28 protein-coding genes and 1 tRNA gene are annotated in these 25,157 nt (G+C 73.6%); 15 read left to right on the top strand and 14 right to left on the bottom strand.

What is annotated here, in order from left to right; all coding sequences use genetic code 11:
• Positions 1–55 precede the first annotated feature (55 nt).
• A tRNA-Leu gene (locus tag Athai_RS31080) sits at positions 56–138 on the top strand.
• 743 nt (positions 139–881) lie between these two features.
• Here Athai_RS31080 and Athai_RS31075 read toward each other — a convergent pair.
• The 3 genes from Athai_RS31075 to Athai_RS31065 all read right to left on the bottom strand — a co-directional run bounded on the left by Athai_RS31075 (position 882) and on the right by Athai_RS31065 (position 3,247).
• The gene (locus tag Athai_RS31075) at positions 882–1,670 is read right to left on the bottom strand and encodes an SDR family oxidoreductase (protein ID WP_203964777.1); all 789 of its coding nucleotides are present in this window, start codon (positions 1,668–1,670) and stop codon (positions 882–884) included.
• A 74-nt stretch (positions 1,671–1,744) separates the two neighbouring features.
• A complete protein-coding gene (locus Athai_RS31070) occupies positions 1,745–2,320 on the bottom strand; it encodes a TetR/AcrR family transcriptional regulator (RefSeq protein WP_203964776.1) in 576 nt (191 codons plus the stop codon).
• Between the two features lie 69 nt (positions 2,321–2,389).
• Positions 2,390–3,247 carry an SDR family NAD(P)-dependent oxidoreductase gene (locus tag Athai_RS31065; RefSeq protein WP_203964775.1) on the bottom strand — a complete coding sequence of 286 codons (858 nt, stop codon included), beginning with the start codon at positions 3,245–3,247 and terminating at the stop codon, positions 2,390–2,392.
• Between the two features lie 103 nt (positions 3,248–3,350).
• Between Athai_RS31065 and Athai_RS31060 the strand changes: the two genes are divergently transcribed.
• Positions 3,351–3,920 carry a TetR/AcrR family transcriptional regulator gene (locus tag Athai_RS31060; protein ID WP_203964774.1) on the top strand — a complete coding sequence of 190 codons (570 nt, stop codon included), beginning with the start codon at positions 3,351–3,353 and terminating at the stop codon, positions 3,918–3,920.
• A gap of 419 nt (positions 3,921–4,339) precedes the next feature.
• On the opposite strand, the gene Athai_RS31055 is transcribed toward Athai_RS31060, so the two are convergent.
• The gene (locus Athai_RS31055; RefSeq protein WP_203964773.1) at positions 4,340–4,780 is read right to left on the bottom strand and encodes a MarR family winged helix-turn-helix transcriptional regulator; all 441 of its coding nucleotides are present in this window, start codon (positions 4,778–4,780) and stop codon (positions 4,340–4,342) included.
• Positions 4,781–4,949: 169 nt separating this feature from the next.
• Between Athai_RS31055 and Athai_RS31050 the strand changes: the two genes are divergently transcribed.
• Complete coding sequence (locus Athai_RS31050; protein WP_203964772.1) at positions 4,950–6,698, top strand: ABC transporter ATP-binding protein; 1,749 nt, start codon at positions 4,950–4,952, stop codon at positions 6,696–6,698.
• 123 nt (positions 6,699–6,821) lie between these two features.
• Here the strand turns inward: Athai_RS31050 and Athai_RS31045 are convergent, their stop codons facing one another.
• Together Athai_RS31045 and Athai_RS31040 are read right to left on the bottom strand one after the other, a co-directional pair.
• Positions 6,822–8,009: a sensor histidine kinase gene (locus Athai_RS31045; protein WP_239157281.1), complete on the bottom strand. Its 1,188-nt coding sequence runs from the start codon at positions 8,007–8,009 to the stop codon at positions 6,822–6,824.
• Complete coding sequence (locus tag Athai_RS31040) at positions 8,006–8,665, bottom strand: response regulator transcription factor (RefSeq protein WP_239157280.1); 660 nt, start codon at positions 8,663–8,665, stop codon at positions 8,006–8,008. The genes Athai_RS31045 and Athai_RS31040 overlap by 4 nt, the downstream gene beginning before the upstream one ends.
• Positions 8,666–8,964: 299 nt before the next feature.
• On the opposite strand from Athai_RS31040, the gene Athai_RS31035 reads away from it, so the two are divergent.
• Genes Athai_RS31035 through Athai_RS31020 form a run of 4 tightly spaced genes read left to right on the top strand, consistent with a single transcriptional unit; the run spans position 8,965 to position 12,487 of the window.
• Entirely contained in the window at positions 8,965–9,492 is a 528-nt protein-coding gene (locus tag Athai_RS31035; protein WP_203964770.1) for a hypothetical protein, read from the top strand.
• On the top strand, positions 9,493–10,560 hold the full coding sequence (locus Athai_RS31030) for a peptidoglycan-binding protein (RefSeq protein WP_203964769.1): 1,068 nt from the start codon (positions 9,493–9,495) through the stop codon (positions 10,558–10,560).
• 8 nt (positions 10,561–10,568) lie between these two features.
• The gene (locus Athai_RS31025) at positions 10,569–11,270 is read left to right on the top strand and encodes an ABC transporter ATP-binding protein (protein ID WP_203966509.1); all 702 of its coding nucleotides are present in this window, start codon (positions 10,569–10,571) and stop codon (positions 11,268–11,270) included.
• Entirely contained in the window at positions 11,267–12,487 is a 1,221-nt protein-coding gene (locus Athai_RS31020; RefSeq protein ID WP_239157279.1) for an ABC transporter permease, read from the top strand. The genes Athai_RS31025 and Athai_RS31020 overlap by 4 nt, the downstream gene beginning before the upstream one ends.
• A 99-nt stretch (positions 12,488–12,586) precedes the next feature.
• Here Athai_RS31020 and Athai_RS31015 read toward each other — a convergent pair whose 3' ends face one another.
• Entirely contained in the window at positions 12,587–14,272 is a 1,686-nt protein-coding gene (locus tag Athai_RS31015; protein ID WP_203964768.1) for an ABC transporter permease, read from the bottom strand.
• Positions 14,269–15,171 (bottom strand): ABC transporter ATP-binding protein, encoded by a 903-nt coding sequence (locus Athai_RS31010; RefSeq protein WP_203964767.1) that lies wholly within the window; start codon positions 15,169–15,171, stop codon positions 14,269–14,271. Before Athai_RS31010 ends, Athai_RS31015 begins: the two co-directional genes overlap by 4 nt.
• A gap of 91 nt (positions 15,172–15,262) precedes the next feature.
• Between Athai_RS31010 and Athai_RS31005 the strand changes: the two genes are divergently transcribed.
• On the top strand, positions 15,263–15,757 hold the full coding sequence (locus Athai_RS31005; RefSeq protein WP_203964766.1) for a GbsR/MarR family transcriptional regulator: 495 nt from the start codon (positions 15,263–15,265) through the stop codon (positions 15,755–15,757).
• A gap of 120 nt (positions 15,758–15,877) precedes the next feature.
• Here the strand turns inward: Athai_RS31005 and add are convergent, their stop codons facing one another.
• Positions 15,878–16,864, bottom strand: a complete 987-nt coding sequence (gene add / locus Athai_RS31000; protein ID WP_203964765.1) for an adenosine deaminase — start codon at positions 16,862–16,864, stop codon at positions 15,878–15,880.
• A gap of 197 nt (positions 16,865–17,061) precedes the next feature.
• Between add and Athai_RS30995 the strand changes: the two genes are divergently transcribed.
• Positions 17,062–17,856, top strand: a complete 795-nt coding sequence (locus tag Athai_RS30995; RefSeq protein WP_203964764.1) for a phosphatase PAP2 family protein — start codon at positions 17,062–17,064, stop codon at positions 17,854–17,856.
• Between the two features lie 3 nt (positions 17,857–17,859).
• Here Athai_RS30995 and pdxR read toward each other — a convergent pair whose 3' ends face one another.
• Positions 17,860–19,251: a MocR-like pyridoxine biosynthesis transcription factor PdxR gene (gene pdxR, locus Athai_RS30990; protein ID WP_203964763.1), complete on the bottom strand. Its 1,392-nt coding sequence runs from the start codon at positions 19,249–19,251 to the stop codon at positions 17,860–17,862.
• Between the two features lie 46 nt (positions 19,252–19,297).
• Here pdxR and Athai_RS30985 point away from each other — a divergent pair, with 46 nt between their 5' ends.
• Together Athai_RS30985 and Athai_RS30980 are read left to right on the top strand one after the other, a co-directional pair.
• The gene (locus tag Athai_RS30985) at positions 19,298–19,777 is read left to right on the top strand and encodes a carboxymuconolactone decarboxylase family protein (protein WP_203964762.1); all 480 of its coding nucleotides are present in this window, start codon (positions 19,298–19,300) and stop codon (positions 19,775–19,777) included.
• Between the two features lie 58 nt (positions 19,778–19,835).
• Positions 19,836–20,588, top strand: coding sequence for an isocitrate lyase/PEP mutase family protein (locus Athai_RS30980; RefSeq protein WP_239157278.1), 753 nt, complete (start codon positions 19,836–19,838; stop codon positions 20,586–20,588).
• A gap of 286 nt (positions 20,589–20,874) precedes the next feature.
• Here Athai_RS30980 and Athai_RS30975 read toward each other — a convergent pair whose 3' ends face one another.
• A complete protein-coding gene (locus Athai_RS30975) occupies positions 20,875–21,165 on the bottom strand; it encodes a hypothetical protein (protein ID WP_203964761.1) in 291 nt (96 codons plus the stop codon).
• A 111-nt stretch (positions 21,166–21,276) separates the two neighbouring features.
• Between Athai_RS30975 and Athai_RS30970 the strand changes: the two genes are divergently transcribed.
• The 3 genes from Athai_RS30970 to Athai_RS30960 all read left to right on the top strand — a co-directional run bounded on the left by Athai_RS30970 (position 21,277) and on the right by Athai_RS30960 (position 22,966).
• On the top strand, positions 21,277–21,555 hold the full coding sequence (locus Athai_RS30970) for a helix-turn-helix domain-containing protein (protein ID WP_203964760.1): 279 nt from the start codon (positions 21,277–21,279) through the stop codon (positions 21,553–21,555).
• A 227-nt stretch (positions 21,556–21,782) separates the two neighbouring features.
• A complete protein-coding gene (locus Athai_RS30965) occupies positions 21,783–22,493 on the top strand; it encodes an ATP-dependent Clp protease proteolytic subunit (RefSeq protein WP_203964759.1) in 711 nt (236 codons plus the stop codon).
• An 8-nt stretch (positions 22,494–22,501) separates the two neighbouring features.
• Positions 22,502–22,966: an RrF2 family transcriptional regulator gene (locus tag Athai_RS30960; protein WP_203964758.1), complete on the top strand. Its 465-nt coding sequence runs from the start codon at positions 22,502–22,504 to the stop codon at positions 22,964–22,966.
• A gap of 147 nt (positions 22,967–23,113) precedes the next feature.
• On the opposite strand, the gene Athai_RS30955 is transcribed toward Athai_RS30960, so the two are convergent.
• On the bottom strand, positions 23,114–23,392 hold the full coding sequence (locus Athai_RS30955) for a GlsB/YeaQ/YmgE family stress response membrane protein (RefSeq protein WP_203964757.1): 279 nt from the start codon (positions 23,390–23,392) through the stop codon (positions 23,114–23,116).
• A 42-nt stretch (positions 23,393–23,434) separates the two neighbouring features.
• Between Athai_RS30955 and Athai_RS30950 the strand changes: the two genes are divergently transcribed.
• Positions 23,435–24,343, top strand: a complete 909-nt coding sequence (locus Athai_RS30950; RefSeq protein WP_203964756.1) for a GNAT family N-acetyltransferase — start codon at positions 23,435–23,437, stop codon at positions 24,341–24,343.
• A gap of 156 nt (positions 24,344–24,499) precedes the next feature.
• Here the strand turns inward: Athai_RS30950 and Athai_RS30945 are convergent, their stop codons facing one another.
• Together Athai_RS30945 and Athai_RS30940 are read right to left on the bottom strand one after the other, a co-directional pair.
• A complete protein-coding gene (locus Athai_RS30945; protein WP_203964755.1) occupies positions 24,500–24,727 on the bottom strand; it encodes a hypothetical protein in 228 nt (75 codons plus the stop codon).
• Entirely contained in the window at positions 24,715–24,942 is a 228-nt protein-coding gene (locus Athai_RS30940; protein ID WP_203964754.1) for a hypothetical protein, read from the bottom strand. The genes Athai_RS30945 and Athai_RS30940 overlap by 13 nt, the downstream gene beginning before the upstream one ends.
• Positions 24,943–25,157 lie beyond the last annotated feature (215 nt).

Raw genomic sequence — 25,157 nt, 5'->3', positions numbered from 1 at the left:
ACCTATGTACCCGCGAACGCCCCCAGAAATCCACTGGATGACGGGTGCGGCCACTGGGGAAGTGGCGGAATGGCAGACGCGCACGGTTCAGGTCCGTGTGCCCGAAAGGGCGTGAGGGTTCAACTCCCTCCTTCCCCACCGGAAGGCTCTGGCGGCCTGTGCTCGCGGAAAGCGCGAGCCGGGTCGCCTTCCTTATGCCAGCCCGGGGGCCGAGCCCCCCGGACCCCCGCGTTGCGTGTTCCGCAGCCTTCTGCCGTGCCCGGCGTGGTCTTCGACCAACGCCTGGCATCCCCCGGCCCGCTGCGCGGGCGGGGGACACCGGGACGGAACCGCTGGGCAGAGCCCCGAGGTGGCGAACCGGGCCGCCACCGCCGGTCCCTCCACCGTCCCCGATGCTCCGAACCGGGCCGGGCGGCCCTGGTTCCGTCACCGGTTCCCGACGTGCCGAGGCGGCCAGGCGGCGTCGATTCCGTCACCGGTCCCCGCGGTTCCGAGGCGGCCAGGCGGCGTCGATTCCGTCACCGGTCCCCGCGGTTCCGAGGCGGCCAGGCGGCGTCGATTCCGTCACCGGTCCCCGCGGTTCCGAGGCGGCCAGGCGGCGTCGGGCTCCGAGCACCGGTTCCCGACGTGTCGAGGCGGCCAGGCGGCGTCCTTCCCGATCACCGGCCCCCGACGGGGGATCGCCAAGGGGGCGACTGCCCCCTTGGCAGGGAGGGGCGTGGGGAGGGGCGAAGCCCCTCCCCACATCTCCCCACGCGGGGTGCAGCCAGCGAACAGAGGTGGCCTTTGCCCCGCCAGCCCGCCAGCCCGCCAGCCCGCCAGCCCGCTAGCCCGTCAGCCCGTCAGCCCGTCAGCCCGCCAGCCCGGCACGGTGAAACCCGCTAAGCGGTCTTCACCGTGCCCCCGTCGATCACGAAGTCGGACCCCAGGATGTTGCCGGCCGCTTCGGAAGCGAGGAACGTGACCAGCGCCGCGACCTCGGCCGGCTCGGTGATCCGCGGCGACGCCATCCCGAACTGCTGGGGGATCGCCGCCAGGAACTCCTGGTGGTCGACCCCGCTGGCGGCGGCGACCTTCGCGCCGAACCCGTTCTCGCCACGCCACAGCGAGCTGCCCACCACGCCCGGCGAGACGGTGTTGACCCGGAGCCCGCGCGGCCCGTACTCCTCGCTCAACCGCTTGCCGAACGCGGTGAGCGCCGCCTTGGCCTCGCTGTACCCGACCGGGCCGGCGGCCGGCAGCCGGGAGTTGATCGACGACACCGTGACGACCGCGCCGCGGCGGTCGAGCAGGCTGGGCAGTGCCGCGCGGGTGGTCCACACGGCGCTGAACAGGTTGAGGTCGAACATCTGCCGCCACTGCTGGTCGCCGATGTCGAGGACGCCGCCGAGGGTCATCTTGTCGGCGTCGCCGCCGCCGACGTTGTTGACCAGGATGTCGATCCCGCCGAGTTCGGCCAGCGCGGTGTCCACCACCGAGGTCGCTCCCTCCCGGGTGGACAGGTCGGCGGGGACGGTCACCGCGGCGTGCTTCGCCAGCTCCGGCGTGACGGTGCGGGCGGCGCCGAGGACCTGGACGCCCTCGTCGGCGAGCGCCTCGACGACGGCGAGGCCGATGCCGCGGCTGGCGCCGGTGACGACGGCGGTCTTTCCGGTGAGTGCGAGTTCCATCCGAGTTTCCTTTCTTGACCTACAGGACAAAAATTTGGGTACACGTCGGCCCCGACCAGGGTGGTACGAGAAGGTCAGAGCGCGGCGAGGGCCGAGTCGATGATGCGATGGAGCATGGGTGCGTCGTTCGTCTTCGCCATGACCCGCAGGCCGACGATCGTGTTCATCAGGAACTCCGCGTACGCGCGGGGGTCCACGCCGGGGTCGACGTCGCCGTCCCGTCGGCCGCGGGCGATCCGGTCGGCGAGCGCGGCGATGGTGCGTTCCTGCATCCGGCGCACCGCGCGCTCGATCTCCGGGTCCTGCCCGGCCAGCTCGACCGACGTGTTGACGGCGAGACAGCCGCGCCGGACCGGGCCGGCGAGATCGGCGGTGACCAGCGCGTTCAGGAAGCCGGCGATGTTCTCCCGGGTGCTGCCCGGCTCGGACAGGCACTTCTCGGCGAACTCGGCGCCGAGCACGTCGTAGCGGTTCAGGGCGCGGTCGAACAGTTCGCGCTTGCTGTTGAAGGCGTTGTAGAGGCTGCCCTTTCCGATTCCGGTCGCTTCCGCGAGCTGTGCGGGCGAGGTGTTGAAGTAGCCGTTGGTCCAGAACGCGTCCATCGCACGATCGATCACCTCGTCGTCGTCGAACTTCCGCGGCCTGGCCATGCCGGTACGCTAGCAGTTCTAGACCTTGAGGTCAATAACGGGGTGCCGGCCGCCCGAGCCGCGCGATGCTCAGGCGGGGAGGCCGACCAGTCGCGCCGACTCGGCCCACAACCGGTCGCCGCGCGCCGGATCGGTGGTGTGCGCGGCGGTCTCCACCGGCCTGCGGTCGACGTAGAACCGGCCGGTCACGCCGGCCAGTTCCGGCGCGGTGGCCAGCCAGGCAGGGGTGTCGGCGCCGACGTCCGCGCCGGGCAACGAGGCCGGATCGAACTGGAAGGTACGGGCGACGATCTCGCTCACCTCGGGCGCCTCGCCGGCGAGCCCGGTACCACCGATGATGCCGGGATGCGCGCCATTGACCGTGACGCCGGTCCCGGCCAGCCGCCGGGCCAGCGCGAACACGAACATCGCGTTCATGTTCTTGGTCCGGCCGTACGCCCGGAACGGGCGCAGCCCGACCGGCTCGCCGAGCCGCTCCGGGTGCTCGAAGAGCAGGTCGTCCAGGTCGACGGGGGAGCGCGCGAGGGACACCGGGTCGGCGCCGACCACCACGAACCTGGCCCGCTCGACGGCGTCGGCCAGCGTGCGCAACAACAGGTAGGGGGCGAGATGGTTGACGGTCAGCACGCGCGGCACGCCGGCGGTACGGCGGTCCAGCGGGGTCACCAGCGCGGCGTTGCTGATCACGGCGTCCGGCGGTGTCGCCAGCAGCCGGTCCGCGAGCGCGCGGACCTGGTCGAGATCGGCGAGGTCGGCCCGTTCCAGGCTCAGCTCCGCGTCGGGCGTCGTGGCGAGGATCCGGTCGCGGGCGGCTCGCAGTCGCTCGTCGCTGCGGCCGACCAGGGTGACCGCCGCGCCCTCGGTGGCCAGGCGCCGGGCGATCGCCTCGCCGATGCCGTTGGTGGCGCCGGTGACCACGGCTCGCATGGGAATCCTCCTTGGTCGACATCGCCAACCCGACGATTCAGGTTGACATCGTCAACCTAGCGGGGCCAGGTTGACGCCGTCAACCAGGGATAGGGTGACGCTCGTGACCCGAACGACGCGTGACCTGCTGCTGGACGCGGCCGAGCAGCTGCTCGACGCCGGCGGCGTCGAGGCGGTGACGCTGCGCGAAGTCGGTCGGCGGTCCGGCGTCTCGCACAACGCGCCGTACAAGCACTTCGCGAACAAGGAGGCGCTGCTCGCCGCGATCGCCGCCCGCGAACTGCGCCGCCGCCGGGACCGGCTCACCACCGCCCTCGCCGGCGCCGAACCGCCCGAGCAGGTACTGCGCCGGTCGCTGCGCCGCTACGCCGAATGGGCGCAGGAGTACCCGGCCCGGTTCAAGCTGATCTACGGGCGGTGGACCACCCACTCCGACGAACTCGCCGAGGCGGCACACGCGGCGTCCGCGCAGCTGCTCACCGCGGTACGGGCGGCGCAGGCCGGCGGCGCGCTCCCGCCCGGCGACCCGGAGCGGCTGCTCGCGCTGCTCCGCGCGCTCGCGCACGGCGCCGCCGACCTCGAGCTCGCCGGCCACCTCGCCCCCGACGGCAAGGGCCACGCCGACGCACCCACCCTCATCGACGACCTCCTCACCTACCTGCACCCCAGCTGACGCCGCGGTTGCGGTCACCCGGGCACAGCGTGTGTCGTCTGGTCCCGGTTCGCTTCGCCCTTCGCGGTCCGCCGTTGCCCACCGCTGGGTGCGTGCGAGAGAAGAGCTCCGCTCCTCTCTCGCGCTCTCTCCACGCTCAAGGGGACACCCCTTGAGAATCCCCCGTCCCGGGGAACAGCAGGGGCCTCTACCACGCCGCAGCGCCGTCACCCGGCCGCCGGCAGCGCGCGCGAGCGAAGCGTCGAAGCGGCTCGGCGGCGATGACCAGGCCGCACCGGCGCCCGTAGTTCCGAGGCGGGCCAGGCGGCGTCGGGATCTCGGGACCGGGTCCCCGGCGGGGATGGTCAAGGGGTGGAAACAAGGAGCAGAGGTGGCCTTCGCCGCCGAGAGTGTGGTCGTACCGCTCGGGCGGCACACCGCTAGCTGGGGTCGGTGGCTTCGTGGAGGGTGAGGAGCAGGCGGGTCAGTTCGGCGCGGTCGGTCGGGGAGAGGGCGAGGAACAGGTCCTCGGCAGCCTGCCGGCGGGTGTCCCGCAGCCGCTGGAGCAGTTCGGTACCGGCGGGGGTGAGGGCGACGAGCACCGAGCGCCGGTCGTCCGGATCGGGGGCGCGGGCGACGAGGCCCAGCTCCTCCAGCGCGTCGACGACGGCGGTCGCGGAGCGCGGCACGATGTCGAGCCGGGCGGCGAGCGCGACGATGCGCAGCGGGCGGTCGCTGTGCGAGATGACCCGCAGCGCGCGGGCCTGTGCCGGGGTCAGCCCGACCGGGGCGAGGTGCTCGGCGGACCGGTGCCGGATCCGTTTGCCCAGCCGGAAGAACAGGTCGGCGAGCTGCGCGGTCGAACTGTCGGGCGTGGTCACCGTCGGGCTCCTGGTGCTCGGGTGTCGGTAGTCTAGCGGCCGAAACCTGATTGCGAGCCTACCTCCTTAAGAGCTAGTCTCGGTTACGCCCGATCGGGGCCGGCACGCTGACGTCGAGACCGCCCCGGGCCGATCACCTGTCCTCTTCACCCCTCGGAGTGCTCCTGCTGTGACCGATGACGACTCCCGCAACGAACGTCCCTCGCTGAGGCGCATCGGCCGGTTGTTCCGGCCGTACCGGCGCCGGCTCTTCCTGGTACTGGCGCTGATCGTGGCGTCGGCCGCCCTGTCGACGGTGTCGCCGTTCCTGCTCCGGGCGGTGCTCGACCGAGCGATCCCGCAGCGCGACGTGTGGCTGCTGACCTGGCTGGTGCTCGGCATGATCGCGGTACCGGTGGTCACCAGTGCCGCCGAGGTCTGGCAGTCCTGGCTGTCCAACACCGTCGGCCAGCGCGTCATGCACGACCTGCGTACCGGCGTGTACCGGCACCTGCAACGGATGTCGCTGGCGTTCTTCACCCGCACCCGCACCGGCGAGGTGCAGTCCCGGCTGGCCAACGACATCGGCGGCGTGCAGAACGTGCTGACCTCGACGATCACCTCGACCGTCGGCAACGTCACCACGGTGATCGCCGCGGTCGTCGCGATGATCGCGCTGGACTGGCGGCTCGCCGTGCTGTCGCTCGCGCTGCTGCCGGTGTTCGTCGCTCTGGCCCGCCGGGTCGGCGCCGAGCGCAAGGCGATCCGCCGGCGCAACCAGCAGCAGCTCGCCGCGATGTCCGCGCTGGTCGAGGAGTCGCTGTCGGTCTCCGGCATCCTGCTCGGCAAGACGCTCGGCCGCAGCTCGGTGCTGACGGACCGCTTCGCCGCCGAGTCCGACCGGCTGTCCGGGTTGCAGGTGGACGCGGTGATGGCCGGCCGGTGGCGGATGTCCGCGGTGACCATCACCTACGCGGTGCTGCCCGCCGTCGTCTACTGGGTGGCCGGCCTGAGCCTCGCGCACGGCGGCACCCTGGTGTCCATCGGGACCCTGGTCGCCTTCACCACCCTGCAGACCCGGCTGTTCCGGCCGCTGGTCTCGCTGCTCGGCGTCGGCGTCGAGGTGCAGACCTCGCTCGCCCTGTTCGGCCGCGTCTTCGAGTACCTCGACCTGCCGGTCGACCTGGCGCCCGGCCCGCGGTCGCTGCCGGCCGTGCGCGGCGAGGTCGCCCTCCACGACGTGCGGTTCTCGTACGACCCGGACGGCGGCGCGGCGGCGCTCGCCGGCATCGACCTGACCGTACCGGCGGGGTCCACGCTGGCGGTGGTCGGCGCGACGGGCTCCGGCAAGACGACGCTCGGCTACCTGGTGGCCCGGCTGTACGACGTGACCGGCGGTGCGGTGACCATCGACGGCGTCGACGTACGGGAGCTGGACACCGCGTCGCTGACCGGCGCGGTCGGCGTGGTGTCCCAGGAGACGTACCTGTTCCACGCGTCGGTGGCGGAGAACCTGCGGTTCGCCAAGGCGGACGCGACCGACGAGGAGCTGGTCGCGGCGTGCCGGGCGGCCCGGATCCACGAGCAGATCGCGGCGCTGCCGGACGGGTACCAGACGGTCGTCGGCGAGCGCGGCTACCGGTTCTCCGGCGGCGAGAAGCAGCGCATCGCCATCGCCCGGATGCTGCTGCGCAACCCGCCGATCCTGATCCTGGACGAGGCGACCAGCGCGCTGGACACCCGTACCGAGCGGGACGTGCAGCGGGCGCTGGACACCCTGGCCGAGGGCCGTACCACGATCGCGATCGCGCACCGGCTCTCCACGATCCGGCACGCGGACCGGATCGTGGTGCTGGACGGCGGGCGGGTGGCCGAGTCCGGTACCCACGACGAGTTGATCGCCGCCGGCGACCGGTACGCCGCCCTCGCCGCCGCCTGACGGCCAGCGCCTGACGGCCAGCGCCTGCCGGCCAGCGCCTGCCGGCCAGCGCCTGACGGTCCGGCGGCCGGCGCCGGCCGCGATCGGTCGAACGGTCCGGACATCCGCGGAGCGGCGGGGGGTTCAGGTCGCCGGCGCGGGCCGGGTCGGGAGGTCGAGGGTGACGGTGAGACCGCCGCCGGCGCGTGGCGTCGCGGTGACGGCACCGGCGTGCGCCTGGGTCACCGCGCGGACGATCGACAACCCCAGCCCGGTACCGGTGGCGGAGCGGGTGCGGTCCCCCTCGGCCCGCCGGAACGGCTCGAACAGCAGCCCGAGGTCGGTGTCGGCGAGTTCCGGGCCGGTGTTCTCGACGACGAGGGTCGCGGTGTCCGCCGTCGCCTCGGTCCGGATCCACACCGAACCGGCCGGGGTGTTGTACCGGAGCGCGTTGTCGACGAGGTTACGCACCAGCCGTTCGAGCAGCAGCGGGTCGCCGCTGGTGGGCGCCGGCGCCAGCTCCGTGACGACGGCGATGGACCGGTCGCCGGTGGCCGGCACGGCGCGCTGCACGAGGGTGGCGAGATCGACGTCGGTCCGGGTGGTCAGTCCGTGATCGGAGTGGGCCAGCGTGAGCAGTCCGTCGATGAGTCGTTCGTGCCTGGTGTTGACGGCGAGCAGGTTCTCGCCCAGGCGGGTCAGCTCCGTCGGGGCGTTGGGCCGGGCCATCGCCACCTCGATCAGGGTCCGGTTGATGGCCAGCGGGGTGCGCAGTTCGTGCGAGGCGTTGGCGACGAACCGGCGTTGGCTGTCGAAGGACCGGTCGAGTCGGGCCAGCATGTCGTCGAAGGTGTCGGCCAGTTCCCGGATCTCGTCACGCGGGCCGCGGAGCGCTATCCGCTCGTGCAGGCTGCGGTCGGCGACCCGCCGGGCGGTGGCGGTGATCCGGTGCACCGGGCGCAACGCCCGGCCGGCGACCAGCCAGCCCAGGCCGACGGCACCGATCGAGGTGATGGCGAGCGCGATCCCGGAGCGGGTGAGCAGCGAATCCAGCGTCGCCGCCCGGTACGCGCGCTGCTGGTCGACGAGCGCCTGCTTCAGCTGTGCCGCCGTCATGGGTTTGCCGTCGACGACGAACTTCTCGGTACCGCCGCCGGACTTCTGGATCGGGGCGGTGACGAGCATGGTCTTGTTGGTCTGCCCGGTGGTCAGGCTCTGCTGCACGAGCAGGTAGGTCACGACCATCATGGCGAGGCCGGCAAGCACGAACAGGGCGCCGAAGGTGAGGCTGAGGCGGGCGCGGATCGACCAGCGCCGAACGTTGCGGATCACGGGATCTGGTACCCCACTCCCGGTACGGTCTGGACGACGGGCGGGTCGCCGAGCTTACGGCGCAGGGTCATCACCGTCACCCGGACGACGTTGCTGAACGGGTCGATGTGCTCGTCCCAGACCTTCTCCAGCAACTGCTCGGCGCTGACCACCGCCCCGGCGGCCCGGAGCAGCTGTTCGAGCAGGGCGAACTCCTTCCGGGAGAGGTCCACGGTGCGGCCGTCCCGGCGCACCGTGCGTCGGTTCGGATCGAGCGTGATCCCGGCGCGGTCCAGTACCGGGGGCAGCGGCGCCGCCGCCCGGCGGCCCAGCGCCCGCACCCGGGCGACCAACTCGGCGAAGGCGAACGGTTTGGTCAGGTAGTCGTCCGCGCCCAGGCCCAGCCCGTCGACCCGGTCGGCCAGCTCGGCCGCGGCGGTCAGCATCAGGATCCGGGTGTAGGCGCCGGAGTCGACGACGACGCGGCACACCTCGTCGCCGGGCACGGCGGGGAGGTCTCGGTCGAGGACCAGCACGTCGTACTCGTTGACCCCGATCCGCTCCAGCGCGGCGTCGCCGTCGAGCGCGACGTCCACCGCGAACGCCTCCTGTCGCAGGCCCTCCGCGATCGCGTCGGCCAGCAGCGGCTCGTCCTCGACGACCAGGATCCGTACCACGGGCGCACCTCCTTCGGGAGCCATCCTCGCCGGTGGCCGGATAAGGCCGCCGTAAGTCCGCCGCTGACGCCGCCCTTATCGCCCCCACCGTGTACTGGATCTCGCCTCGACGTCCGGCGGGCAGGGACGTCCGGGCCGGTCCGGCGTCCGGCAGGCAGGGACGTCCGGGCCGGTCCGGCGTCCGGCGGGCAGGGACGTCCGGGCCGGTCCGGCGTCCGGCCGGCAGGGACGTCCGGGCCGATGCCGGACCGGGCGCGGAACGGCACGGGCAGCTGGTGGGCAACGGCAGGAGGGCAGGGATGAGACGCGTTCCGCTGATGGTGGCGGTACCGCTGATGGGGCTCGCGCTGGCCGGTTGCGGCCGGGCGGCCGGGCCGGGAGTGGCGACGGCGGACGGTTCGACCGGGCACCCGAGTGCGTCACCGTCGCTGGACCGTGCGGCGCAGTGGCACGAGTTCGGCAACTGCATGCGGTCGCACGGGGTGCAGATGGACGACCCGGATCCGAACGACCCGAAGATCACGCTGAAGGCCGGCGGGAGGAAGGGCAGCGGCGCCGCCAAGGCCGCGTTGCAGGCGTGCAGGCGGTACCTGCCGAACGGCGGGCAGCCGCGGAAGGCGAACCCGCAGCAACTGGCGGCGGCCCGCAAGCTCGCCGCCTGCATGCGGGCCAACGGGGTGCCCGACTTCCCCGATCCGGGCCCGGACGGTGGGTTCCGGATCACCAAGGGTGGTGGCCTCGATCCGGGCGATCTGGCCTTCAAGGCAGCGATGGACACGTGCAAGAAGTACGGCCCGAAGGCCGGCAAGACCACGGAGGCGAACTGAATGGGCGCGCGCGGATGGCTGATCGGCGCCGGCGCGGTGCTGGTCGCGGCGGCCGGCGCGGCGGCGGCACTCGGCTACGGCGGTCAGGTGCGGGAGGCCCCGGCGGCCGGCCCGCGCCCGCCGAAGACGGTCGCGGTGCAGCGGACGAACCTGTCGAGTACGGACACGGCGGCCGGCACGCTCGGGTACGGCACGGCGACGACGTTGCGCGCGCCGAACGGCCACGGCACGCTGACCTGGCTGCCGGCGGAGGGCGCCGTGGTGTCCCGGGGCAGACCCGCGTACCGGGTCGACGACCGGCCGGTCCCGCTGCTGTACGGCACGCTGCCGCTGTACCGCACCCTGCAGGCCGGCGTCTCCGGTGCGGACGTGCGCGAGCTGGAACGCAACCTGCAGCGGCTCGGCTACCGGGGTTTCACCGTCGACGACGACTTCACCTGGGCCACCGCGGCGGCGGTCGAGCGGTGGCAGGGCGATCTCGGCCTCGACCGGACCGGCGTCGTCGGCATCGACCAGGTCGCGCTGGCCCCGCACGCGATCAGGGTCGCGCAGCATCGAGCGACGCCCGGCTCGCCGGCCGCCGGCCCGCTGTACGACCGCACCGGTACCAGCCGGGTCGTGACGGTCGATCTGGACACCGCGAAGCAGCAGGTGGCCAGGGTCGGTGCGCGGGCGACCGTGACGCTGCCGGACCAGTCGACCGTGGCCGGCCGGATCACCGAGGTCGGCACCGTGGTCGGCGGCGACAGCAGCAGCGGGCAGGGCGGCGGCGGGCAGGACGCCACCCCGACGCTGCCGCTGACCATCTCGATCGGCGACCAGCAGAAGCTCGGCACCCTGGACGGCGCGCCGGTCGACGTCACGGTGGTCGCCCAGACGCACCGCAACGTGCTGGTGGTGCCGGTCGGTGCGTTGGTGGCGCTGGCCGAGGGCGGCTACGGCGTCCAGGTGGTGCACGGTTCGACGGTGCGGTACGTGCCGGTGCACACCGGGATGTTCGCCGCCGGCAGGGTGGAGATCAGCGGTTCCGGTGTCGCCGCCGGTACCCGGGTCGGGGTGGCCTCGTGACCGGCCCGGTGATCGAGCTGGACCGGATCGGCAAGCGGTATCCGGGCGGGGTGACCGCGCTGCGTGACGTGACGCTGTCCGTCGGGTACGGCGAGCAGGTCGGCATCGTCGGGCCGTCCGGTTCCGGCAAGTCGACGATGCTGCACCTGATCGGCACGCTCGACCGGCCGAGTACCGGCACGGTCACGATCGCCGGGCACCCCGTCGCGTCGCTGGCCGACCGGCAGCTGTCCGCGCTGCGGGCGGCGACGATCGGGTTCGTCTTCCAGCAGTTCCACCTGGCCGCGGGGGTGCCCGCGGTGGACAACGTCGCGGACGGACTGTTGTACGCCGGGGTGCCGGTCCGGCGGCGGCGACAGCAGGCCGAGGCGGCGCTGGCCCGGGTCGGGCTGGGCCACCGGCTGGGACACCGCCCGAACCAGCTGTCCGGCGGGGAACGCCAGCGGGTGGCCATCGCCCGGGCGGTCGTCGGCGACCCGGCGGTGCTGCTCGCCGACGAGCCGACCGGCAATCTCGACTCGTCGTCCGGCGCCGAGGTGCTGGAGCTGCTGGACGAGCTGCACGCCGCCGGTACCACCGTCGTGATCATCACGCACCACCGGGACATCGCGGCCGGGCTCGGCCGGAAGGTCGAGATGCGCGACGGCCGGATCGTCCGGGACTCCGGGGCGCCGGACTCGCGGCCCGCCGGTACGGGGGTGGTCTGGTGACCGCGGACCGTTCGGTGCCGCGCCGCGCGCTGGTACCGGCCAGGCTGCGGGCCGGGGACCTGTTCCGGGTCGGTGGCGCCGGCCTGCGCACCCGGCCGCTGCGGGTGTTCCTCTCCGCGCTGGGGATCGCCATCGGCATCGCGGCGATGATCTCGGTGGTCGGGATCTCGACGTCGAGTTCGGCGGATCTCGACCGCACGCTCGACAGGTTGGGGACCAACCTGTTGACGGTGTCGCCCGGCCGGTCGGTGTTCGGTGACCAGTCCCACCTGCCGGACAGCGCGGTCGGGATGATCCAGCGGATCGCCCCGGTGCAGGCGGCGACGGCGACCGGCCAGGTCGACGCGCACGTGTACCGGTCGGACCGGGTCCCCGCCGGCGAGACCGGCGGCCTTGCGGTGCTGGCTGCCCGTACCGACCTGCTCGGGACCGTCGGCGCGACCGTCGCGTCCGGCAGCTGGCTCAACGCGGCGACCGGCCGCTACCCGGCGGTGGTACTCGGCGCGGCCACCGCGGCGCAGCTCGGCGTCACGCGTGCCGACCCGAACGTGCTGATCTTCCTCGGTGGTCGGCGGTTCAGCGTGGTCGGCGTGCTCGATCCGGTGCCGCTGGCGCCGGAGCTCGACTCGGCGGCGCTGGTCGGCTGGCCGGAGGCGCAGCAGCAGCTGGGCTTCGACGGCTACCCGAGCACGGTGTACACCCGGGCCCGGCCGGATGCGGTGGGTGCGGTGCGGTCGGTGCTGGCGGCGACCGCCAATCCGGAGCACCCGGAGCAGGTGCAGGTGTCGCGGCCGTCGGACGCGCTGGCCGCCAAGCAGGCCAGCGACGACGCGTTCACCGGGCTGCTGGTCGGCCTGGGTGCGGTCGCGCTGCTGGTCGGCGGCGTCGGGGTGGCCAACACGATGGTCATCTCGGTGCTCGAACGGCGGGCGGAGATCGGGCTGCGCCGCTCGCTCGGGGCCACCCGGGGCCAGATCCGGGTGCAGTTCCTGGCCGAGTCGCTGCTGCTGTCGTTGCTCGGCGGGCTGGCGGGTGTGCTCGGCGGCATCGCGGTGACCGCGGGCTACGCGACGTACCAGGGCTGGCCGTCGGTGGTACCGCCGTGGGCGACCGTCGGTGGGCTGGTCGCCACGCTGGTGATCGGTGGCCTGGCCGGGCTGTACCCGGCGTGGCGGGCGTCCCGGCTGGCGCCGACCGAGGCGCTGACCGCGCCGTGACGGCGGTGGGCCGGGGTGCCGGCCCACCGCCGTCGTCGGGTGTGGGCTTGGCGCATCGCGGGCCGGCCGGGCGGGGCCCCGCCCGGCCGACCCGCGGGGTCAGCCGATGTCGCGGCGGCGCAGGCCGAGCAGACCGAGCGCGGTCAGCCCGATCGCCACCACCGACAGGACGATCAGCGGGGTCGCGGTCAGCGTGCCGCCGGGCAGCGCCGGCGTGTGGGTGAACGGGGAGATGTCCCGGACCCGCTGGTTCAGCTTGAGCAGGTCGCCGAACTGCCCGATCGCCACGAACAGTCCGAGCACCCCCCAGGCTGCCACCGACCAGCGCGGCAGCAGGCCGATCAGCGCGACCGTGATGCCGGCGAGGACCAGCGCGGCGGGGAGCTGCGCCAGGGCCGCGCCGAGCAGCCGGGCGATCTGGTGGCCGACGTCGTCGCCGCCCCGGCCGAGGCCGGCGAACAGGCCCATCAGCGCGAGCAGCCAGGCGGCGCCCAGGACGGCGACGGTCAGGTGGCTGGCGGCCCAGCGGAGCCGGCCGACCGGGGTGGCGAGCACCGGCTCGGCCCGGTACGCGGTCTCCTCGCTGCGCATCCGCAGCAGCGCCTGGATCAGGTACACCGCCACCACCAGTGCGGCGAGCGCCATGGTGAACGACAGGTACGAGTCGACCAGCGCCTGCTGGCCGCCCAGCGCCCGGAGCATGTCCCGGACGCCCTGGCTGGCGGCGAAGTCGTCCAGCCCGTTGGACACGCTGCCGAGCGCGCCGCCGAGCACGGCGAAGCCGATCGACCAGCCGAGCAACGTACCGCGGTGCAGTCGCCAGGCGAGCCCGAACGGCCCGGACAGCGCCCGGCTCGCCGCCGGCCGGCCCAGCCGCGCCGGCAGCAGCCCGGCGCCGAGGTCGCGGCGGCCGGCCAGCAGGTACCCGATGGCCAGCAGGGCGAGCATCGCGACCACCGGCGGTGCCAGCACCCACCAGTGCGGTTCGGGTGCGAACGCGCGGAACCGGACCAGCCAGCCCAGCGGGGACAGCCAGTCCAGCCAGGAGATCTGGCTGGTGGTGTCGCCGAGCGCGCGGAGCAGGAACGCGACCGCCAGCACGGCGGCGGCGATCCCGTTGGCGGCGCGGGAACTCTCGGTGAGTTGCGCGGTGAGCGCGGCGACGCCGGTGAACACGAACCCCACCAGCGCGAGGGCCAGCGCGTAGCCGAACGAGGGGCCGGTACCGATGCTGCCGGCCATCAGCCCGAGCGCGACCAGCGGGACCGACACCAGGTTGGTGAGCAGCGCGACGAGCACGCCGGCGGTGAGCCCCGCGTACCGGCCGGCGACGCCGGCGCGGATCAGCTCCAGCCGGCCGGGTTCCTCGTCGCCGCGGGTGTGCCGGGTGACGACGAAGATGCTGAGCAGGGCGAGCAGCACCGCGCCCATCGTGTTCATCTTCCAGGTGGACAGGCCGCCGAGGGTGCCGACGTCCCAGGACGGCCCGTACATGGCGACGGTCGCCGGGGTGGCGCCGGCGCTGCCGGCGAGCTGGTCGCGCGACGCCGCGGACCCGAAGAGGTTCTTGACGCTCACCGAGGACGCGATCGTGAACAGGAACAGCACGCCGAGCCAGATCGGCACCATCAGGCGGTCGCGCCGCAGCGCGAGCCGGAACAGGGTGCCGGTACCGACGAAGGAGTGTTGTCCGCGGCCGGGCTCGGTGGCCGGCGCGGGCACCGGCGTGCGGTCGGCGGTGTCGGTACCGCCGCCGCGGGCGGGTGCGCGGCGGGTGCTGGTCATGCCGTCACCGCCGGTTCGTCCTGCTCGTAGTGGCGCAGGAACAGCTCTTCCAGGGTCGGTGGCTGGCTGGTGAGGCTGCGCACCCCGACCGAGGTGAGGTGCCGGAGCAGCTCGTCCAGCTTGACCGTGTCGACCTCGCAGGTCAGCCGGTTGCCCTCGGCGATCAGGTCGTACACCCCGGGCATGGTGGCGACGCCGTCGACCGGCCCGGCGAGTTCCGCGGTGACCGAGGTGCGGGTGAGGTGGCGCAGTTCGGCGAGGGTGCCGGTCTCCACGGTGCGGCCGCTGCGGATGATGCTCACCCGGTCGCAGAGCGCTTCGACCTCGGACAGGATGTGGCTGGACAGCAGTACGGTCCGGCCGCTCTTGCGTTCGGCCTGGATGCAGTCGGCGAAGACCTGCTCCATCAGCGGGTCGAGGCCGGAGGTCGGCTCGTCCAGGATCAGCAGTTCGCAGTCGGAGGCGAGCGCGGCGACCAGGGCGACCTTCTGCCGGTTGCCCTTCGAGTAGGTCCGGGCCTTCTTGCGCGGGTCCAGGTCGAACCGGTCGAGGAGGTCCTTGCGGCGCACCGGGTCCAGCCCGCCGCGGAGCCGGCCGAGCAGGTCGATCACCTCGCCGCCGGACAGGGTGGGCCACAGGTTGACGTCGCCCGGCACGTACGCGAGGCGGCGGTGCAGGGTGGTTGCGTCGCGCCAGGGGTCGCCGCCGAGCAGGGTGGCGGTGCCCTCGTCGGCGCTCAGCAGACCGAGCAGGACGCGGATGGTGGTCGACTTGCCCGCGCCGTTCGGACCGAGGAAGCCGTGCACCTCGCCGGTGGCGACGTGCAGATCGAGCCCGTCGAGGGCCCTGGTGCGGCCGAACTGCTTGACCAGCCCGGCCACGGAGATGGCGTTGTCCATGGATTCGAAGCTACACTGAATTCACAAATTTGTGAATGTTGTAAACCACATAGGCTGGTGACGCGAGGACGGGACCAGGCGAGGGGGCGACGTGACCAGGGCCGGCAGCGACGAGCAGCGAGCTACCGCGGTGGAGCGATACCGGGAGCGGCTCGCCTCGATGTTCATGTCGCTGGGGATTCAACGGATGCCGTCCCGGGTGTTCGCGGCGCTGTTCGTCGACGAGTCCGGCCGGATGACCGCCGGCGAGATCGCCGCCGCCCTCCAGGTCAGCGCCGCCGCGGTGTCCGGGGCGATCCGCTACCTGACCGGTGTCGGGATGGTCCTGCGCGAGCGCGATCCCGGCAGCCGTCGCGACCACTACGTGGTCACCAACACGTTGTGGCAGCAGGCCATCGCCGCTCGCGAGCCGACCATGAAGCGGATGGAGGACGCGATGCGGGAGGGTGTCCAGCTGGTCGGCCCGGACAGCCGCGCCGGCCGCCGGGCCACCGAGACCGCCGACTTCTTCGAGTTCCTGCGCAGCGAGATGGCCGGCCTGATGAAGCGCTGGGAGGAACACCGCGCGGCCCTCCACTCCACCTGACCCCCGCCGCCCGACCGTCCGGTGACTGCCCCGGCCGCCCGGTCGATCATGGCGTCAGCTGGTTGGAAAGCGCTTGCCTCCCGAGATGACGCCATGATCGACAAAGCGGAGGGGTAGGGGTCAGGCGGTGGGCCAGGTGGCGGCGGACAGGGCGCGCAGCCGAGCCCGGGTCGGCTCGTCGCAGGCGGCGCCCGCGATACCCGCGTCGAACGCGGAGCGCGGCGTCACGCCGAGCTTCTCCGCCAGCTCGTACTCCCGGCCCAGGTCGGTGTCGAACATCGCCGGGTCGTCGGTGTTGACCGTGCAGCGCGCGCCGGCCGCGAGCAGTGCCGGCAGCGGATGTTCGGCCGGGTCGGTGACCACCCGGGTACGCAGGTTCGAGGTCGGGCAGACGTCCAGCACGATGCCGGCGTCGACGAGCTCGGCCAGCAGCGCCGGGTCCTGCGCGGCGCTGATGCCGTGCCGGATGCGGTCCGGTCGCAGCAGGTCGAGCACCTCCCGGATCGACTCCGGCCCGACCGTCTCGCCGGCGTGCGGCACGATCGCGAGCCCGCCGTCGCGGGCGATGTCGAACGCCCGGACGTACGGCCGGACCGAGTGGCCGACCTCCATCCCCCCGACGCCCAGGCCCACGATGCCGCGGTCGGCGTACCGCACCGACCAGCGCGCACACTCCTCGGCGAGGTCCACCGGGCAACCGTTGCGGTACAGGTCGGGGGTGAGTCGCACCTCGACGCCGTGCCTCTCGCGGGCCGCGGCGATGCCGTCGCAGTACCCCTCGAACATGGTGGCCCAGTCGACACCCTGCTGGACCCGCTCCGGCGGGGAGAAGATCCCCTCCACGTAGACCGCGCCGTACCCGGCCGCCTCGGCGGCGTAGTCGACCACGATCTGCTCGAAGTCCGGCGCGGTGCGCAGGCAGTTCGTGGTCAGCTGCCAGACCCGGATGAAGTGCGCGAAGTCGGTGAACTCGTACAGCTCGGCCAGGCCCTCGACGGTGTCCGCGGGCAGCGTCTCGCCGTTGCGGCGCGCGATGTCGAGCAGCGTGTGCGCCCGGATCGCGCCTTCCAGATGGACGTGCAGCTCGATCTTCGGATAGTTCGACACGCCTGCGAACCTAACGGGTCGCGGGACACGGCTGGGTCGGGCCGCGTCGCCGGCATCCAGGTGTGTGTACTCGGTCACATGTGCCGGCGCTCGCCACGAGGCCGGGCCGCGTCCGCCGCACGCGGCGCCGCCCTGCCGGGGGGTGAGATTCGGCAATGCCGTGGGCGCTCGGTGATCTTCGTTGGACGATGGAAGTCGTGACCGTGACCGAGGAAGCCGCGAAAGAGGGGACGGAGCCGGTGGCCCGGCCCCGCTGGTGGCTGGCGTCGGCGCGGTGGTGGCGGGAACTGCTGATCATCGGGATCGGCTTCGGCCTCTACACGTTCATCCAGCACCAGATCAACGTCTCCCCGGCCCCGGCGGTACGGCATGCGAACGCGTTCCTGGCCGCGGAACGGTGGCTGGGCATCGACGTGGAGGCACCGCTGAACGGCGCGCTGGTCGGTCATCCGGCGCTCGCCACCCTGGCGAACTGCTACTACGTGCTGCTGCACGAGGTCCTCACGCCGCTGGTGATCCTCTGGCTGTTCCTGCGCCGCCGCGCCGCCTACCCGTACGCCCGGTTCCTGCTCGCGGTGCCGACGCTGCTCGGTTTCGTCCTGTACTACGCGGTACCGGTGGCGCCGCCCCGGCTGGTGCCGGACTCCGGGATCGTCGACACGATGGCGGCGTTCCCCGGCGTCACCGACTTCTCCAGCGGCGCGATGGCGCACACCGCCGCCCAGTTCGCGGCGTTCCCGAGCCTGCACTTCAGCTGGGCGCTGTGGTCCGGCGCGATGGTGTTCTGGCTGGTCCGGCGGTGGTACGTGCGGTTCCTGGCGGTCTGCTACCCGGCGTGCACCGGCCTGGTGGTGCTGGCCACCGGCAACCACTTCGTGATCGACCTGGCGGGGGGCGCGCTGGTCACCGCGTGCGGGGTCGGCCTGCTCCGGCTGCTGCGGCCGGTCAGCGAGACGGTCGCCTTGCGGTCCGCGCCGGAGTCCGGCTCCTGACCGTCACCGCGGGTACCGGTCGAGCAGTTCGACGAGCGCCCGCAGCGCCGGCCGGAACGCGTGCTCGGGCGGGGTGCCGTAGCCGACGACCAGCTGCGGTGGCCGCCGGCCGGACCGCCCGTAGTGCGACGAGAGCCCCGCCAGGCCGAGCGAGCGTCGCCGCGCCGCGCCGACCAGCGCCGCCTCGCTCACGCCGGGCGGCAGGCCGACGAGCAGGTGCAGGCCGGCCGCGATGCCGGTGACCGGCAGGCCGGCCGGCAGCGCGGCGACCAGTTCGTCCCGGCGCCGCCGGTAGGTGGCCCGGCTGCGCCGCACGTGCCGGTCGTACCGGCCGGACCGGATCAGCTCGGCGAACGTGAGCTGCTCCAGGATCCCGGTGTGCCGGTCGGTGTACCGGCGCTGCCGGACCAGCGGGGCGACCAGGCCGGGCGGTGCGGCGAGCCAGCCGAGTCGCAGCCCCGGCGCGAGCGTCTTGCTGGTGGTGCCGAGGTACACGGTGTGCTCCGGGGCCAGGCCCTGCAGCGCGCCGAGCGGTTCCCGGTCGTAGCGGTACTCGCCGTCGTAGTCGTCCTCGACCAGCAGCGCGCCGGTCTGCCGGGCCCAGTCGACGAGCTGCAGCCGCCGGTCGGGCGTGAGCGCCACGCCGAGCGGGAACTGGTGCGCCGGCGTCACCACGACGGCGCCGACGTCCGCGCCGGCCAGCCGGTCCACCAGGATTCCGTCCGCGTCGACCGGGACCGGCACGGTACGCAGCCCGGAGGCCTCGGCGACCTCCCGGTACGGCGGCAGGTACGGGTCCTCCAGCGCGATCGCGCGCACCCCGCGGTCCCGCAGCACCGCGCACACCAGCGCCAGCCCGTGCGCGAACCCGGCGCAGACCATCACGGCGTCCGGCTCGGTGCGTACGTCCCGGACCCGGCCGAGGTAGCCGGCCAGCTCGGCGCGCAGCTCGGGGTGGCCGCGCGGGTCGCCCCAGCCGAGCGCGGCATGGTCGGCCGCGGCCAGTGCGGCGCGGGCCGAGGCGAGCCAGTCGCGCCGCGGGAACGCCGACAGGTCCGGCAGCCCGGGCCGCAGGTCGTACCGGACCGGCGGGCGCGGCGGTGCCGCTGCCGGCCGGCGATGCGCCGCGGCGGCCCGGGGCGCCACGACGGTGCCGGCGCCGGGCCGTGCCACCAGGTAACCCTCGGCGGCGAGCTGGCTGTACGCGGCGGTGACGGTGCCCCGGGACAGTCCGAGGTCGGCGGCGAGCACCCGGCTCGCCGGCAGCCGGGTGCCCGGCGCGAGCCGGCCGGCTCGTACCGCCTCGCGCAGGGCGTCGGTGAGCCCTTCCCGGCGGCCGCCGGTACCGAGGTCGACGTGCAGGTCGACGCCGGGAATGGACCATGGTTCGGACATCGAATTGGACCCTATCCGGGGGTCGTCGGCGACCTAGTGTCGAGGCATGACCACGCGGACGAGCATGACTGCGACCCACCCGGAGATGTACGAGACGCTGCGCGAGCTGCACCGGCGCAGCGAGGCCGCCGGCCTGGACCCGTTCCTGATCGAGTTGCTGAAGATCCGGTGCTCGCAGATCAACCACTGCGCGTTCTGCATCGACATGCACACCAAGGACGCCCGCGCGCTGGGCGAGACCGAGCAGCGCATCTACGCGTTGAGCGCGTGGCGGGAGACCCCGTTCTTCACCGAGCGGGAGCGGGCCGCGCTGGCGCTGGCCGAGTCGGTGACGGTGCTCACCGACGGGTTCGTCCCGGACGAGGTGTACGACGCGGCAGCGGCGGTGTTGGAGCCGGTCGAGGTGTCGGCGGTGGTGTGGGCGACGGTGGTGATCAACGCGTTCAACCGGCTGGCGGTGACCGGCCGCACGGTGCCCGGGTCGTACGTGTCGCAGCGCAAGCCGCTCGATCGGGCGACGGCGTGACCGCGCGGCGGTCCCGGGGGCGGGGCGGTGCCGTGCCGGTGCCCGCGGGGGCCCGCGCGTGACCGCGCCGGGTCTGGCCGCCGCGGCGGCGGCTTTCCGGGCGCTGCATCGGCCGGGCAACCCGGTCGTGCTGCCGAACGCCTGGGATGCGTACAGCGCGCGCATCGTCGCCGAGCGGGGCTTCCCGGCGGTCGCGACCAGCAGCATCGCGGTCGCCGAGTCGCTCGGCTACCGGGACGGCGGCGGTGCGCCGGCCGAGCTGATGTTCGCCGCGGCGGGCCGGATCGCCCGCGCGGTGGACCTGCCGGTGACCGTCGACGCCGAGGACGGGTACGGGCTGCCCGCCGCGGACCTGGTCGCCGCGCTGCTGGCGGCCGGCGCGGTCGGTGCGAACGTCGAGGACTCCACCGGCGGCGTGTTGTCCGATGTGGACACTCAGGCGGCCCGGCTGGCGGGCATCCGCGCGGCGGCGGTGGCGGCCGGCGTTCCGCTGGTGCTCAACGCGCGGATCGACGTGTTCCTGCGCTCGACCGGCGCGGACGAGGCCGAGCTGGTGGACGCCGCGATCGCCCGCGCCGAGCGGTATCTGGCCGCCGGCGCGGACTGCGTGTACCCGATCTTCTGCCCGCCGGAGACGGTGTCTCGGCTGGTGGCGGGCATCGATGGTGCGGTCAACGTGCACTGGCGGCCGGACGGCCCGTCCCCGGCCGAGCTGGCCGAGCTGGGTGTGGCGCGGATCTCTGCCGGCGGGGCGTTGTGGCGGATGGCGATGGACTCGTACCGGAACGCGGTCGGCCGGCTGGTGATCTGACGAGTCAGGGCACGACCGGTCGCCTTCTGATCACCAGCGGCGACAACGGTTTCGCTTGGTGACGGGGCGATTCCGGTACCAGCCCTCGCTGTGAGGCAACCCGATGCTGGCGTTCAGGTTCTTGGCAGCATCGGTCGATAACGTCATCGGCGCGGAGCACGCCGCCGATCTGGCGGATGGCCCGGGGCTGATGTTGGGGGGCGTTGCCCCGGGCCGTTGCTCCGTCCAATCGTCCTTTGTGGATGGTCCTGGCGCCGCTGGCGCGCCGCCCGCCACGCCGGTTCTCTCACCGGCGGGTGTAGAGCAGCTCCAGCACCGCGCGGGCCGCTTCCAACCAGCGATCCAGCCAGCCGTCGGGCAGCCGCGCGTCGCGGTCCGGCAGCTCGGCGAGCAGCCCCTGAACGAGCGGGTGGTCGGCCACCTGCGGGTCGTCGATGGCCGCGACGGCCTCGGTGGCGGCCTGGTCGGCCGCGCGGTGCGCGGCTCCGTTGATCGGGACCGGCTGCCCGGTCGCCGAGTTGTGGAAGTTGAAGCCGTCGGCGCCGTCGCGGCCGACGTTGTCCGGCACGAGATCCATGCGGACAGCCTGCCGAAGTCGCCGGCCGCCCGCCACTCCGGGGGTGGTCCGCCGTGGCCGGGTCGCTCTTTCGCGTGGTCGCGGCCGGCCGACCGGGATAGCATATTTGATATGGCGCCGGACGACGACGAGGAGCTGCCGGTCTTTCCCGGTTTCCGGGGGATGGCGGAGCGGCGTCGCGGCCTGCTCGCCGAGCTGGTGGCGCAGCGGCGGTCTGCCGGGCTGTCCCAGGCCGAGGTCGCCGCCCGGATGGGTACCTCGCAGTCGGCCGTCGCCCGGTTGGAGTCCGGCACCGTCGACGCCCGACTGTCCACATTGGAGCGTTATGCGGGCGCCGTGCACCGGCGGCTCGACCTGCGGCTACGCGACGGCGGAGAGAAGCCCCAATGAGCGAGCATCAGCGAGCGAATCATGGGTGCTGCGCGTGGTGCCTCATCGGGCTTCCGACGGAGGAGGAAGGCCGATGAGTGAGCGTCAGCGAGCGAGTCATGGGTGCTGTGTGTGGTGCCTCGTCGGGCTTCCGACGGAGGAGGAAGGCCGATGAGTGAGCGTCAGCGAGCGAATCATGGGTGCTGTGTGTGGTGCCTCGTCGGGCTTCCGACGAAGGAGGAAGGTCGATGAGCTACGGCGTGATGGCGCGGTACGGCGGGATTCCCGACTGGCGACCGCCCGGCGATCCGGGCGACGTGCCGGGCCGGCGACCGGGCGGGGTGCCCGGCGAGCCGTCCCGGTTCGCCGCGCCGGAACACGTCGCGGCCGGCGGGCCCGCGTCCTGGCTGGAACAGCGGATGTTCGAGCAGCAGACGGTGTCGGTGTCCGGTCCGATCACCGCCGAGCTGACCTCCCGGGTCAGCGCCGCGCTGATGACCCTGGACGCGCTGGCCGGGCCGCGTGGTTCGATCACCATGCACGTGTCCAGCCCGGACGGCGAGCTGTCCGCCGCGTTCGGCCTGATCGACGTGCTGGAGCTGATGCAGACTCCGGTCCGGGCGGTGGCCCTCGGTACGGTCGGCGGCGCGGCCGTCGGCGTCTATGCCGCGGCGGGTGAGCGCCTCGCGTACCCGCATGCCAGGTTCGTGCTGGCCGAGCCGCGGGTGGACGAGCTGGCCGGCACCGCCGAGGACGTCACCCGGGCGGCGGGCGCCCACCTGCGGCTGCTGGAGGACTTCGCGGTCCGGCTCGCCGACCGTACCGGTCACAGCCAGTCGGAGGTCGAGAGCGCGCTGTCCGATCGGCGGGATCTGTCGGCATCGGCCGCCATCGATTTCGGCCTGGTACACAGGTTGATCCCAGGCCGGCCCCAGTCGGCGCCCGGCAGCGGACGATAATCGGGCTCATGAGGTTGTCCGCCCGAGTCGATTACGCGCTGCGTGCCGCCGCCGAGCTGGCCGCCGCGACGGAGTCGCCGGTCACCTCCGAGCAGTTGGCTCGCGCGCAGGAGATACCCGGCAAGTTCCTGGAGCACATCCTCAACCAGCTGCGCCGGGCCGGTCTGGTGCGCAGCCAGCGCGGCCCGGTCGGCGGCTACTGGCTGGCCCGGCCGCCGGAGGAGATCTCGCTGGCCGACATCATCCGGGCGGTCGACGGCCCGCTGCTCGGGGTGCGCGGCGAGCGGCCGGAGAGCGTCGACTACAGCGGGGCGGCCCGGCCGCTGCAGGAGGTGTGGATCGCGCTGCGGGCGAGCGAGCGGTCGATCCTGGAGACCGTCACGCTCGGGCACGTGGTGAGCGGTCGGCTGCCGGCCGCGGTCCAGCAGCTCACCGAGGACGAACGGGCCTGGATCACCGTCGGCCAGTCCTGACGCGTTCTCGCCCGACCCGGCCGGCGCGGGACCCGTCGGGCCAAGCCGTCGGGCCCGGCCGTCGGGCCGGGCCGCCGGGGTGGCCGGTCCGGGCCGGTCCAGGTCGCCGGTGGCTCGATCATCGGCCCGGGTGGTCCCGCCGGCCGGTCAGCGGCGGCCGGCCGGGTGCCGGCGCCGGTTGATGCCGGTGAGCAGCAGGATGCCGATCACCGCCAGGCCCAGCTGCAGGACGTGCTTCTTCCAGTCGATGCCGGGCGTGTCGCGGAACCCGAAGACCTGGGCGATGCCCGTACCGACGAAGGCGGCGGCGACGCCGACCACGATGCTGGCCCACCAGGACACCGGCTGCCGGCCGGGGATGACCAGCCGGGCCAGCACCCCGATGACCGCACCGCCGATCACCGCCCACGCCAGTGTCGTCACCATCGCCCCTCCTGTACCGCCTGCCTCGCACGGTAGCGTGCGGGCATGCCAGCGGCCGTACGGGACCTGGGGTCCGACACCGACCTCGACCGCCTGCACGAGATCATCCGCACGGTGCACCCCTACCTGGTACGCAGCCGGGACGGGCTGGCGTGGCAGTTCGCGCACGCGCCGGCGCCGCAGCGGTTCCGGGTGTTCGTCGGTGAACTCGACGGGGTACCGGTCGGCCTGGTGCGGTGCGGCCTGGACTGGGAGACGTCGGTACCCGGTCAGGGGTTCGCGCACGTCTCGGTGCTGCCGGGCTACCGCGGGCGTGGTGCCGGGACGGCGCTGCTGGCCGCCGCCGAGGACTACCTGCGCGGCCTCGGTGTCCGGGACGTGCAGGCCTGGGGGTCGACCGACCCGGCGTCCGAACGGTTCGCCGACCGGCACGGCTACCAGCGCCGACGGCTCGCCCGGTACCAGCGGTTGGCGCTCGCCGAGTTGCCCGCGGTGGCGCCGCCCGCCGGGGTGGAGCTGCGGCCGTGGTCGGCGTTCGCGGATGATCCGCACCCGCTGTGGGCGGCCGACGCGGACGCCAGCCGGGACGAGCCCGGCGACGTGCCGGTGGACGACATCCCGTACGAGGGGTGGCTGGCGTCCGCCTGGCAGCCGCCGGACACCGACCGGGAGCTGAGCATGGCGGCGGTCGTGGACGGTACGGTCGCCGCGTTCACGCTGGCCCAGACGGACCCGCCGCGGTACTGGTCGGGCATGACCGGCACCCGCCGGGCGTACCGCGGCCGGGGTCTCGGCACGCTGGTGAAGGTGGCGTCGCTGCGGCGCGCGGTCGAGCGCGGCCTGACCGAGGCCTTCACCGGCAACGACGAGCAGAACGCGCCGATGCTGGCGATCAACGCGCGGCTCGGCTACCGCGAGTGCGCCACCCAGTGGCGCTGCGTCCGCCACCTGTGACCCGGCCGGGGGCCTGTGTGCCCTTCCCGAAGCACCGGTGATCCCGGTCGGAGCACCGGTGCCCTGCCGGGGTGCCGGCGCCCGGCCGGCTCATCGGTGACCGGCCCCGGAGCAGGTGACCCGGCCGGGGCGGTGGCCGTGGCTCGATGCCGGCTGTCAGTCCGGCCAGACCGGGTCGGGCAGCTTACGCACCTGGTTGGTCGGGACGTCCTGCTCGCAGTGCCACTGGGTCAGGTCGGGGTGGATGAGGTAGCCGGCGAGGTGCACCCAGCCGGGGATGCGGCTGTCGGACACGGCGAGCACCCGGTACGGCCGGTCGGACAGGTAGGCGGGCAGGCCGACCAGGTCACCGACCCGCGGCCGGTAGCCGGTCACCGTCGCCATGACGGCGCCAGCGATCCGGCCGGCCGTACGACGACGGGATCGCGGCGGCGGGCGGCGAGTGCCCGCGCCTCGGCGTACGGGTCGGGCAGCCGCGGTGCCGGCCGGTGCCGGCGGGTGGTCAGCCGGTCGAGCAGGTAGATCGCCAGGCCGGCGAGGGTCGCGGCGCCCAGCACCAGGACGGTGCCGAGCAGCGCGGCGTAGGTTGCCGCGTCCATCACCGCCACCACCCGTCCGGGTCGATCGGGCGGGCGGCGATCTCGTCGCGCCAGGCACGGACGCGCGCGGCGAGTCGGCCGAGCGCGCGCACGGTACGGTGGTACCGCTCCATCGGTGGTCTCCAATCCTCGATGGGGCGGGGCGCGGTGCGAGCTTGCAGGCAGGGCACCGCGCCCAACCCTTTCTGGGGCCAGCCGCCGGGTACGGCGGCGAC

It is taken from the genome of Actinocatenispora thailandica (genome assembly GCF_016865425.1).
Lineage (GTDB): Bacteria > Actinomycetota > Actinomycetes > Mycobacteriales > Micromonosporaceae > Actinocatenispora > Actinocatenispora thailandica.
The sequence above is the reverse complement of the archived record's forward strand: the minus strand, read 5'-3'. Positions and strand labels throughout refer to the sequence as shown.